This is a genomic window from Anabaena sp. WFMT (assembly GCF_051781005.1).
Lineage (GTDB): Bacteria > Cyanobacteriota > Cyanobacteriia > Cyanobacteriales > Nostocaceae > Anabaena.
Map to the genome: position 1 here is coordinate 56,864 of NZ_JBPWOA010000033.1, position 12,386 is coordinate 69,249.

At 40.2% G+C, this 12,386-nt stretch carries 8 protein-coding genes and 2 pseudogenes; 5 read left to right on the plus strand and 5 right to left on the minus strand.

The genetic code is table 11. The annotated features are described in order from the left end of the window. The first annotated feature begins 136 nt into the window (after positions 1 to 136). Positions 137 to 2,311, plus strand: coding sequence for a DNA helicase RecQ (gene recQ / locus ACSQ6I_RS21890; RefSeq protein ID WP_438892382.1), 2,175 nt, complete (start codon positions 137 to 139; stop codon positions 2,309 to 2,311). Between the two features lie 630 nt (positions 2,312 to 2,941). Here the strand turns inward: recQ and ACSQ6I_RS21895 are convergent. Then, positions 2,942 to 3,196, minus strand: coding sequence for a hypothetical protein (locus tag ACSQ6I_RS21895; protein ID WP_438892383.1), 255 nt, complete (start codon positions 3,194 to 3,196; stop codon positions 2,942 to 2,944). A gap of 301 nt (positions 3,197 to 3,497) precedes the next feature. Here ACSQ6I_RS21895 and ACSQ6I_RS21900 point away from each other — a divergent pair, with 301 nt between their 5' ends. Further along, entirely contained in the window at positions 3,498 to 5,477 is a 1,980-nt protein-coding gene (locus ACSQ6I_RS21900; protein WP_438892384.1) for an AMP-dependent synthetase/ligase, read from the plus strand. Between the two features lie 188 nt (positions 5,478 to 5,665). Continuing rightward, complete coding sequence (locus ACSQ6I_RS21905) at positions 5,666 to 6,115, plus strand: YlqD family protein (protein ID WP_015212904.1); 450 nt, start codon at positions 5,666 to 5,668, stop codon at positions 6,113 to 6,115. 62 nt (positions 6,116 to 6,177) lie between these two features. On the opposite strand, the gene ACSQ6I_RS21910 is transcribed toward ACSQ6I_RS21905, so the two are convergent. Continuing rightward, the gene (locus ACSQ6I_RS21910) at positions 6,178 to 6,705 is read right to left on the minus strand and encodes a hypothetical protein (protein ID WP_438892385.1); all 528 of its coding nucleotides are present in this window, start codon (positions 6,703 to 6,705) and stop codon (positions 6,178 to 6,180) included. 88 nt (positions 6,706 to 6,793) lie between these two features. Next, on the minus strand, positions 6,794 to 6,916 hold the full coding sequence (locus ACSQ6I_RS21915; protein WP_438892386.1) for a hypothetical protein: 123 nt from the start codon (positions 6,914 to 6,916) through the stop codon (positions 6,794 to 6,796). Positions 6,917 to 7,324: 408 nt separating this feature from the next. Between ACSQ6I_RS21915 and ACSQ6I_RS21920 the strand changes: the two genes are divergently transcribed. Continuing rightward, the gene (locus tag ACSQ6I_RS21920; protein WP_438892387.1) at positions 7,325 to 8,638 is read left to right on the plus strand and encodes a dihydrolipoamide acetyltransferase family protein; all 1,314 of its coding nucleotides are present in this window, start codon (positions 7,325 to 7,327) and stop codon (positions 8,636 to 8,638) included. A 217-nt stretch (positions 8,639 to 8,855) separates the two neighbouring features. Then, on the plus strand, positions 8,856 to 10,580 hold the full coding sequence (locus ACSQ6I_RS21925; protein WP_438892388.1) for a cation:proton antiporter: 1,725 nt from the start codon (positions 8,856 to 8,858) through the stop codon (positions 10,578 to 10,580). 248 nt (positions 10,581 to 10,828) lie between these two features. Here the strand turns inward: ACSQ6I_RS21925 and ACSQ6I_RS21930 are convergent. Both ACSQ6I_RS21930 and ACSQ6I_RS21935 read right to left on the minus strand, forming a co-directional pair. Continuing rightward, positions 10,829 to 11,548, minus strand: a pseudogene (locus ACSQ6I_RS21930) (RtcB family protein); the annotation flags it as partial. 359 nt (positions 11,549 to 11,907) lie between these two features. Further along, positions 11,908 to 12,369 (minus strand): annotated as a pseudogene (locus ACSQ6I_RS21935) (RtcB family protein); the annotation flags it as partial. Between the last annotated feature and the right edge of the window lie 17 nt (positions 12,370 to 12,386).

The window sequence follows — 12,386 nt, forward strand, 5'->3', positions numbered from 1 at the left end:
TTATGATTCAGACAATTCCTTATCATCTTTTTTTATAATCATAGCTACTATTCCCCCTCCCTATTCGTCAACGTGAGTTAAAATCCTAATATCTTTATCACAACCCACGCAGACAACAGAGAAACAGCCATCTACCATGCTTCAGTATCCTGAACTCGAAAAAAAGCTTAAATATCACTTTGGTTATGATCAATTCCGTCCTGGGCAAAGGCAAATTATTGAAGATGCGTTGCAAAATCGTGATTTGATGGTGGTGATGCCGACTGGTGGGGGTAAGTCGTTGTGCTTTCAATTACCTGCACTGTTGAAACCAGGTTTAACGGTGGTGGTGTCGCCGTTGATAGCATTGATGCAAGACCAAGTGGAAGCATTGCGAAATAATAACATTTCTGCCACATTTCTCAATAGTAGCCTCAACGCCTATAAAGTGCGATCGCGTGAAGAGGCAATCATGAATGGTAAAGTTAGATTACTCTATGTCGCCCCAGAACGGCTGGTTAGTGATAGATTTCTGCCGCTTTTGGATGTAGTTAAAGAGAAAATTGGCATTTCTACCTTTGCTATTGATGAAGCGCACTGTGTTTCTGAATGGGGACATGATTTTCGTCCAGAATATCGTCAGTTAAAGTTACTGCGGAAACGCTATCCTGATGTTCCTACTATCGCCCTCACTGCTACCGCTACAGATCGCGTCCGGGCTGATATTATTGAACAATTAGGGTTAAAGCAACCAAGTATTCATATTGCTAGTTTTAACCGCCAAAATCTTTATTATGAAGTCAGGGCTAAAAGTAAACGCGCTTACGCTGAAATATTAGAAATTGTTAGAGAAAATGAAGGTTCAGGAATTATCTATTGTTTAACCCGTAAAAAAGTTGATGAATTAACTTTTAAATTACAAAATGATAAGGTTGCAGCTTTACCATATCATGCGGGATTAAGTGATGATGAACGCTCTAAAAATCAAACTCGATTTATTCGGGATGATGTGCGGGTAATGGTAGCAACAATTGCTTTTGGCATGGGAATTAATAAGCCTGATGTGCGGTTTGTAATTCATTCTGATTTACCGCGTAATATTGAGGGTTATTATCAAGAATCAGGAAGGGCGGGGAGAGATGATGAACCTTCACGGTGTACGCTCTTTTTTAGTTTTGCTGATGTGAAAACGATTGAATGGAGTATTAATCAAAAAACAGATCCCCAAGAACAATTAATTGCTAAACAGCAACTACGACAGGTAATTGATTATGCAGAAGGGACAGACTGTAGACGCACTATTCAATTAGGTTATTTTGGGGAAAGATTTGCAGGGAATTGTGGCAATTGTGATAATTGTCGTTATCCCAAACCTGTACAAGATTGGACTATTGAAGCGATGAAGTTTTTATCTTGTGTGGCTAGATGTAAAGAAAGATATGGAATGCTTTATATAATTGATGTGTTGCGAGGCGCGAAAAACCAAAAAATTGCCCTCAATGGACATGATCAACTGTCTACTTATGGAATTGGTAAAGATAAAACTGTAGATGAGTGGAGGATGTTGGGGCGATCGCTCTTACATCAAGGTATACTAGAGCAAACCCCTGATGGTTACTCGGTTTTGAAGCTCAACCCCCTCAGTTGGGAAGTAATGCGAAAACAGCGTACTGTCTCAATTGCAGTTCCCATAGCCCAGAAAATCAGCTTCGATGAGGGGAATATTAAAGAGGCTGAAGTAGAAGTTCTGATGCACAGATTGCGATCGCTCCGCAAACAAATCGCTGATGAGCAAGCAGTCCCACCTTACGTCATTTTTCATGATTCTACCCTGAAATTAATGGCGCAAGTACAACCCAAAACCTTACATGAATTCGGTGAACTCTCAGGTGTAGGTAGTCACAAATTAGCTCAGTATGGCGCAAAGTTCTTAACCGAAATTCAAGCCTATCGTCAAGAACAAGGTTTACAGCCATTACCAATAAATCAAGTTGATTACGCACCATTGCCTAACTTCCCCTCTGATACCGAATTAACGACATTAGAGTTATATCAACAGGGCTTGAGCATAGAAGAGATTGCCCAAAAACGCAACATTCGTCCCACCACAATTATCCGTCACATCTCAGATTTAATTGAAAAAAATCAACCCGTAGATTTAAACAAATTAGTACCTCTAGAACATCAACAAAAGATTTGGCAAGTTTTAGAAGTACTAGGCGATATTTCCCTCACACCTATTCGAGATCATTTAGGTGAAAGTTACAGTTTTGACGAAATTCGCCTAGTGAGGGGAATTTGGCGACAGAAAAAACGTAATTCTAAGTCTTGACTGCTGACCAAATAGTTAGGGAAACAACTTTTTTCCTCATCCCCTTTACTTCTTATTGACCAATGACGATTATGTAGCACTTTCGCTTTGGTCTTGCGTACCAAAAATTACAGACAGTAGCTTAGGTAATACTAGACAAGCAGCAGTATTTAAGAGAGTCAAAAGTACACCATCCATGAAACTCATAGATAATCCCCCTTTATAAAAATTGGTTCTGATTACTAATTATTATTTTGAATCAAAACAGGTGTGAGTGATGACATCTAAATTTTTGAATTTCTTTTGGTATGTATAAGTGAATTAAATGGATTAAAAAAACTATTGAAATATTTATATAAAAATACATATCTTCAAAAAACTTAAACATTGCAGAGACGTTCCATGGGTAGGGATTCTCGGCTCTACATTCTTTTCTACCAGATGTCTATTGAGGTGAATGCGGGAGAGAGATTAGGGGAGAGGATTTATTTTCAAGTCAATCTAGGGTGAAAAATGCCCAACACCAAATACTTATCCTGTCAGAATTGATCAACCCTCCCCCTACTTGAAAACCAAAATTTTGTCAAAATAGTGTTGATTTACGACTGATTTTCCCATTAAAAATCTCAAATTAGCATTTATGAAATGACACTATTCCTGTCCATTAGGAGAACACTGGGAACAAAATCGAGGACTGAATTTACAGAACTGACTACCAGTCAACGAGTAAACTGTACAATAGGGGAAACTAGTAATTTCTATCCTAGCTGTATGTAGCCTAGATTCTATCAATGATGGCTGAAGAGGTTTGACTTGAGGAGCGAGAAGCATAGATAGAAACTTGGGTAAAGCTAGACAAGCAACAGCATTGATGACTGTGATTAATAATGCATCCATTAAACCCATAACTGATCACCTCCTTGATAATTGTAGTGATAACAGTAATTCGTAATTAAAGATTTCTGCGTTTGCATCTTAGATAATTACGAATTAGCAATTATTTGGACATTGTTGTAGGGCTGAAAGCAAAACTCATGGAACCTCATGACAACTGAACCATTGAATTTTACTTATATAAACTTAGTTTAACATAAAGTTTTGTAAATATGAATGTGACGATTACGCTATTGTTATACACAGTAGGGAAAGTGCCTATTAAATACTGTTATTAACAAGAACAACCCATTTACTGCTCAATCATTGTGTTATGACAAAAATACAACCTGCATCTTCTCTCTTATCTAACGTCACCGAGCGAGAATACCGAGAATTACAGCGTTTGGTAGATTATACAAATGTGCAATCGCTACCAGAAATTTGGCCTTTGGCGGCCAAGGAATTTGGTAATACTATTGCCCTCCACAACCCCCATGCTAAACCAGAAATCCAGATCACTTATGGTCAGTTAGCAGAACAGATTCAACGATTTGCATCCGGTTTGCAAGCGTTAATGGTGAATATAGGCAATAGTGAAACGCCTACATTTAACGATCGCATTTCCCTAATTGCTGACAATAGCCCGCGTTGGTTTATTGCTGACCAAGGTATTATGACTGCGGGGGCAGTGAATGCAGTCCGCAGCGCCCAAGCAGAACGAGAAGAACTACTATTTATCATCGCCAATAGTGGTAGTACTGTCGTAGTAGTCGAAGATATCAAAACATTCAATAAAATCAAAGAAGGACTGAACGACTTACCCATTAAACTGGTAATCTTACTTGCCGATGAAACCCCACCAACCGAAAATTTTCGCGTGGTGAACTTTCTCCAGTTACTAGAAATTGGTAGTAATCACACCTTAGCCACCGTCAAACAAAGCGGCGAAACTTTAGCAACATTAATTTATACCTCTGGTACTACAGGCAAACCCAAAGGTGTCATGCTATCTCATCAGAACTTATTACACCAAGTAAAAAGCTTGGGAACAGTCGTACAGCCACAAAAAGGAGATATAGTCCTCAGCATTCTCCCCACATGGCACAGTTACGAACGCAGTGGGGAGTATTTCTTGCTTTCTCAAGGCTGCACACAAATTTACACAAATTTACGTGCTGTTAAACAAGATTTAAAAAAATTTAAACCCAATTACATGATTGCTGTACCCCGGCTGTGGGAATCGATCTATGAAGGAGTGCAGAAGCAGTTCCGCGAACAACCAGCCAAAAAACAACAGCTGATTCAATTTTTGCTGGATATGAGCCAGAAATATATCACAGCACGACGAATTACCCAGGGATTAAGTTTAGATCATATTCATGCCTCAGCTGGTGAGCGATTAGGTGCGAAGATCCAAGAATTAGCCTTGTGGCCGTTCCATGCATTGGGAGAAAAATTAGTTTATGCCAAAGTGCGGGAAGCGACAGGTGGCAAAATTAAGCAAGTGATTAGTGGTGGGGGTGCGCTACCCCGGCACATAGATAACTTTTTTGAAATTGTTGGTGTAGAGATTTTACAAGGCTATGGTTTGACCGAAACCTCACCAGTCACTAATGCACGTCGTCCTTGGCGAAATTTACGAGGTTCATCTGGACAACCAATTCCCGGCACAGAAGTGAAAATTGTCAATCCAGAAACTCGTCAGCCACTACCAGTAGGAGAACGTGGTTTAGTGCTGCTGAAAGGCCCGCAAATTATGCAAGGCTATTACCAAAATCCCGAAGCAACCAAAAAAGTAATAGACTCTGAAGGTTGGTTTGATAGCGGTGATTTGGGTTGGGTGACTCCCCAAAATGACTTGGTGTTGACTGGTAGAGCCAAAGATACAATTGTGTTAACCAATGGGGAAAACATTGAACCGCAACCAATAGAAGATGCTTGTTTGCGATCGCCCTATGTTGATCAAATTATGCTAGTAGGACAGGATCAACGCAGTATTGGCGCTTTGATTGTTCCCAATCTCGAAGCCTTGGAAAAATGGGCAGAAACTCAGAATGATAAAATTACTGCCTCAACCAGTCAAAAAATTGACTTAGAGAGTAAAATGATCCAGGATTTATTTCGTCAAGAATTGAATCGGGAAGTCAAAAACCGTCCAGGCTATCGAGCCGATGACCGCATTGGCCCCTTCAAACTAATTCTCGAACCATTTTCCATTGAAAATGGCCTGATGACACAAACCTTAAAAGTCCGTCGTCACGTTGTCATGGATCGGTATCGCGATATTATTGACGGAATGTTTGCCAAATAATTCTCCGATTCGTGGATTTTCTCCGCGATGAGAATGGGTACTAGAACAAAATGGCGAAAATAAGCTACCCATTTCAAAAGTCTAAAACCCTGACGCAATGCTAATTACGAATTACGCGTAGCGTCTCTTAGATAAGCGGTACTAGTCTTTTTAATTCTGCAAACTATAAGAGTGAACGTGAAATATTTATGGATGTCTCCAACCCTCAATTGCTTCTAAAACGTGGCGTTAATGTCAAAGTGATCGTCACTCCCCTTTGGAAAGAGGAAGTGCAACAACAACTACAAGCTCAGATCAATCAACTTGATCAGCAACTGCAACAATTAGATGTAGAAGGACAAAGAGCAGTTGCAGCAATTCAAAAACAAAGTTTACAACCACCAGGACCCCAAACCCTCCAGCAAATTGACAATATCCAACTCCAGGTAAATCAAAAGAAAAGCGAACTGCTAGAACAAAAAAATCAATTGCTACAAAATCTTCAGCAAGTGCAGTTTCTGGAGTTAGATCAAGAAGTCAACCAATTCCAAATGGAAGGCTTTTTCCGGGCAGAAATCGGGGATAACTTGATTAGCAAAATGCAGGTGGAAATTGTGCTAAGAGATGGAGTTGTCGAAGAAATTCGCGGCGATATCTAGAGTTGAAAAAGAGGCAAGGGGGCAGGGAGTAGGGAAGAAACGCTTTTCCTCCCTGTCACTTCCTAGTCACAGTTTTGGCTAAATTTATTCTGGGCTGGATTTTTAGAGAAACATTGCACCTGGGAGCCAGCCCAGATAATTTCCCAGACTGGGGGTGAACTAACTAAGAGCGATCGCCCAAAGCGGTTCATTTCTACCCGATATTTAATCGCTCCCACCGTATTATTTTTAGTCCGATTGATTTGGGTAATCGTCACTAACGCCTGATTCGGTTGAGGATAAGCCACCTTGATCTGGCTCTTTCCCTTCACTGATGTCACCTCATTCAGCATATTGAGAGCTAGATTCGCAGGATCACTGCCTTGCATGGCAGAATTGATACTTTCTAAAGGTATGGTTTGATAATTGTCACGCTCAGGGTAAGCCAGCAGTTGAGAAGAATTTTGTCCTACAGATGTTAACTGTTGTTCGTGTCCGTTGCCAGTTCCAGTCATCAATGTAGGTGGTTGATACTGAATTACATAAACCCCAGCAGCAGTGGCAAAGACGCTGAGTGTCAAAATTAAAAACAATTTGAACTTTGCCGACATAGTAATAGTATGAAAGGGGAATTTCAAACAGGTTAATGACCAATTTTGAATTTTAGATTCAACCCTCACCCCTAGCTATAGCTAATGTTCAGCTTTTGTTTGAGAAATCCGGGTGAGGAGCATGGATATCTAAGGGAATCCTAGTTTCTATCGACAAACTATCAGCAAACTGACAAGTCCGCGCTGGCGCGATCGCTTGATCTATAGACATCACCCTCAGCTTTAGGTTCCAATTGGGGATTGCCGAGTAACGAGTACCAAGTACCGAGTGGTTTACTCTTGTTTCTACTAACGGGACTTAAACCTTTTTAAGGAAGAAATAAGCCTCAAAACCTTGCGGGGTAAGGGAAATACATTAAATGCCCAAAAATGCCACCAAACCCAGATATACCAACAAACCAATCAAAACGATGTAAAATCCCTTTGGGATATACGTTTGAGGTTATTTTATCGGTGTTTTTTGCCTAAGTCCCACTAATTACTCGTTACTCATCGCTCTGTACTGACTTGCTCCCTGCTTCCCCCATCATTTTTCATCAAAAATTTTCGTGCCAAGATACAATTCAATCTGGCAGCAGCTGTTAAAGTCCATAAAATTATTGATTCTGAAACCACCATTATGAGCATTCATGAAGTATTTATGCCGGCGCTGAGTTCCACCATGACCGAAGGCAAAATTGTCTCCTGGGAGAAATCACCAGGGGATAAAGTGGAAAAAGGCGAAACAGTGGTGGTTGTCGAGTCGGATAAGGCCGATATGGATGTGGAATCCTTCTATGAGGGATTTCTCGCCCATATCATAGTTCCCGCTGGTGAAACCGCACCTGTCGGCGCAGCGATCGCTTACGTAGCCGAAACAGAAGCAGAAATCGAAACCGCCAAGGCTATGGGTGGTGGTGGTAGTGCTGTCGCTGAAACACCTGCACCCGCACCCGAACTAGTTGCCGTATCTGCCTCATTGACAACACCCGCTACAGTTTCTCAAAATGGTTCCAACCATCGAGAAGGACGGTTAGTAGTTTCACCCCGCGCTCGCAAATTAGCCAAAGAACTCCGGGTTGATTTAAATAATCTGACAGGTAGTGGCCCCTACGGTCGCATTGTTGCCGAAGATGTAGAAGCTGCCGTGGGTAAAGCGCCACAACCTACTACCCCTGCTATCACTCCCACTCAACCGACACCACCTGTTACCCCCACCGTAACACCTGCAAAACCAACACCAACACCTGCACCGGCTCCAGTGGTCAGCAGTGCCGTTCCTGGTCAAACAGTACCATTAACGACTTTGCAAAATGCAGTAGCACGGAATATGCTACCCAGTCTATCTGTACCTACATTCCATGTTGGTTACACAATTACCACAGATGGACTAGACAAACTTTACAAGCAAATTAAATCTAAAGGTGTGACAATGACGGCGCTATTAGCAAAAGCTGTAGCAGTGACATTGCAAAAACACCCTTTATTAAATGCCAGCTATTCTGACCAAGGAATTGTGTATCATCCTCATATCAACATTGCCGTTGCAGTAGCAATGGATGATGGCGGATTGATTACACCAGTCTTGCAAAAAGCAGATCAGGTAGATATCTATTCTTTATCTCGCAATTGGAAATCTTTGGTAGAAAAAGCTAGAGCTAAACAACTACAACCAGAGGAATACACCAGTGGGACATTTACCCTCTCTAACCTGGGGATGTTTGGTGTAGATACATTTGATGCAATTTTGCCACCTGGACAAGGTTCAATTTTAGCGATCGCCGCATCCCGTCCGCAAGTAGTAGCCACAGCAGATGGTTTATTTGGTGTGCGTCCCCAAATGAAGGTCAATATTACCTCAGATCACCGCATTATTTACGGCGCTCATGCAGCAGCATTCTTGCAAGATTTAGCAAAATTGATTGAAACCGACCCTCAATCTTTGACACTTTAAGAAAAAATTTGAGCAGCCAATCAGGGACTTCCAAATACAAAAATCTCCCGTAGGGTGGGTTAATACTGTCATCCCTCACCCACAATAAACTTAAGGGATAAAGGTGAGTTACGCTGCTACACGCCACTTATGACTTACCAATAAATATTACTTTGAGACTTGGAATTTAAACACTCCAAGTTTTTTTATAATTTACATAAGCTGACTAAAAAATTACATGATCAATGAACATAGTTTAATCCTGGATTTAACAATCGTTTTAATAGGTACAGCACTAGGTGGATTTTTAGCACATCGGCTGCATCAACCTGTCATACTTGGTTATTTAGTTAGTGGATTTGCAATTGGCCCTTTTGGTTTCAAATTATTAGCCAATGTTTCTGACATTAAATCTTTAGCAGAAATTGGTGTCGCCTTCCTGCTATTTGCACTAGGTGTAGAATTTTCCTTAGCAGAATTAAAACGAGTTCAAGAAATTGCCATTAAAGGTAGTTTACTGCAAATTGGATTGACAATTGCCTTAGTAGCAACAGTAACAGTAATTACGGGTTGGGCTACTGGAATCACACAAGGAATCTTCTTAGGAGCAGTTTTATCTCTTTCTTCCACAGCAATTGTATTAAAAACGCTCACTGAAAGAGGTGAAACTAATACAGTGCATGGGCAAATTATGCTGGCAATTTTAATTACCCAAGATTTAGCCTTGGGTGTAATGTTAGCAATACTTCCTGCTTTGAAACAACCAGAAAATGTTGCTGTAGCACTAGGATTTGCTCTAATCAAAATTGCACTATTTGTAGTAGTAGCAATTATATTGAGTCGCTGGATAGTTCCCCGTATTTTAAGGAATATCGCAGCTACAGAAAGTAACGAATTATTTTTGTTGGTTTTAATCGCCTTATGTTTAGGAGTCGCTTTAACAACTGCATATTTAGGTCTTTCAATTGCAATGGGGGCGTTTGTTGCTGGTTTAATGATTTCCGAAATTGATTATGCTGACCAGGCATTAGCTAAAATATTACCTTTAAGAGATACATTTGCAAGTCTGTTTTTTTCATCAATTGGAATGCTGATTGATCCTACTATTCTCATCAACAATTTTGGACTAATCTTAGGACTTGTCGCTTTAGTAATGCTAGGTAAAGCAGCAATTATTTTAGTCATTGTTTTGAAATTTGGCTACTCTTTAAAAAATGCCATTATCGTCAGTTTTGGTATCAACCAAATTGGAGAATTTTCTTTTGTATTAGCCTTAGTAGGTTTAAAATTAGAACTGATATCTCAACAAACCTATTCTTTATTATTAGGAACAACAGCAATTACACTCCTACTCACTCCTTTATCCCTCCAAGTTGCACCTTTAATTGCCGATAACTTGAATCGAAACCCCTTACTAGCAAAGTTATTACAACGCTTTTCTGCACCCAAAACAATATCTCTGCCAGAAATAATGACTGGTCACGTAGTCGTAGCAGGTTATGGTAGAGTTGGGCAAGTAATTGTCAACATCTTACAAAGCGAAGGATATCCAGTTTTAGTAATTGAAAATAGTGAAGCATCTGTACAAAGGCTACGAATGCACCAAATACCTTACATTTTCGGAGATGCAGATTCTGAATTAGTAGTAGAAAAAGCACATTTAGAAACTGCTAAAGCTTTAGCAATTGCCCTTCCAGATCCTGCCAGCACTCGCTTACTGCTAAAAACTGCCCTGACTATTGCACCTAACCTAGATGTAATTGCTCGCTCACACACTAACAAAGAAATTGACCTCTTAACCCAAATGGGTGCAAAAGAAGTAGTACAACCTGAATTTGAAGCAGCATTAGAGTTAGGAAATCATTTACTAAAAACATTAGGTGCAGCAGAAAGTTACATCCAAACTATTATCACTACTATTCGCAAAGATAGATATTTAAGTGTTAGACCTGATAAAGAATAAACCAGGACTCATGCACTGAAACGGAAAACTGTCATTCTGAGCGCAGTGAAGAATCTCTCCAGAAGTTGAAACGCCAATTCTACCGTTCTCAACTTGGCTGAGTGCGTAAGTCCTAATCTTAAATAATTCAATATCTCTGCTTCATCCCTTAAATTTAACTCTCATTCTTCTCTCTCTTCTCTGTGTACCTCTGCGCTCACCTCAGCGTTCCTCAGCGTTAAAAAAAAGTGGGCATTGCCCACCCTAATTCAACCTTTCACACACATAACCTGTTTGAGTGTTGCCACTATTTCAACCAAATCAGCTTGATTTTCCATCACCTGCTCAATAGGTTTATAAGCACCAGGAATTTCATCTAAAACTCCTGTATCTTTACGGCATTCCACACCCTGAGTTTGCTCAATTAAATCATCAAGTGTATAGACATTTTTTGCCTTGCTTCTGGACATTAAACGCCCTGCACCATGACTACAGGAACAAAAACTATGAGCATTACCTTTCCCTTTGACAATGAAAGATTTTGCTCCCATTGAACCAGGAATAATCCCATAATCTTCTGTTTGAGCGCGGACTGCACCTTTACGAGTTACATACACATCTTCGCCAAAATGTACTTCTTTTTCGGCGTAATTATGATGACAATTTACCTCTAATAAAGGTTTAGTTACTTTTCCTCCCACTAGATGTTTTTCGACGATGCGTTTAAATCGTGCCATCATGACATCACGGTTGAAAAGTGCGTAATTTTGCGCCCATTGTAAGTCTTTCCAGTATGCCTGGAATTCTGGTGTACCAGCTACAAAGTAAGCTAAATCAGGATCAGGTAATTTCTCACCTGCCATTTTCGCTAATTCTTTGGCTGTATTAATATGGCATTGTGCGAGTTTATTTCCAATGTTGCGAGAACCGGAATGCAACATCAGCCAAACTTGGTTCTCTGTATCGAGACAAATCTCAATAAAATGGTTCAATTTGTTACTGATTGCTGGTTAAGCTTATTAAGTCGCCACAGTCTCATTTCAACACTGTTTCGACTTCTACTTAAGACTTCCATTGCACACTCAATCGAATGGGTAGTAATGAACTGATCTTCATCATAAATGAAAGTAGCAATCGATCAAGTCATTTCTGCTTGATTCTATACCTTCTTGTTCGGTATAGTTCGGAGTACACCTTCATCCTAATAAATTAGCTAATATATCAGGATGCCCAAGTCCCTCTACTCTCTACGGGGCGTTTTACCGCTTCCCTCGGTATTAGCATCCCAGCTTTCACCGATTTGGACGAGTTTTTAATCTTACATTACTGTAAGATGGGGCAATCTTTCACCCCCACCAAGAGAACCCATTTGTTTCATTGCTTTGCTTTCTAAATCTTGCACACCACGATGCAAGTCTTTAAAATCGCGCCAGCGTTGCCAGTTGGAGGCTGATTTTTCTACATCTTTGTTTTCATTGAATCCTGTAGGAATTGCGGCTTCAATATCTAGGCGAATTTTCTTAAGTTTACCTTCTAGTTGTTCACCTTTAAATTGTGTTTTGATGGCACTCATACCACAACCCAGATCCACACCCACAGCCGCAGGAATAATGGTTTCTTTGGTGGCAATGACTGAACCAACTAAGGCTCCTTTTCCTAAATGCACATCTGGCATTAAGGCAATGTGTTTAAACACAAATGGCAATGATGCTACATTCTTTGCCATCTTGATTTCATCTGAGCCTAATGGATGATTTGCCCAAGATAAAACGGGTGATGGAGTTTTAATTCCTAATTGTTCGTAGGGCATAATTTGAATTGGTAATT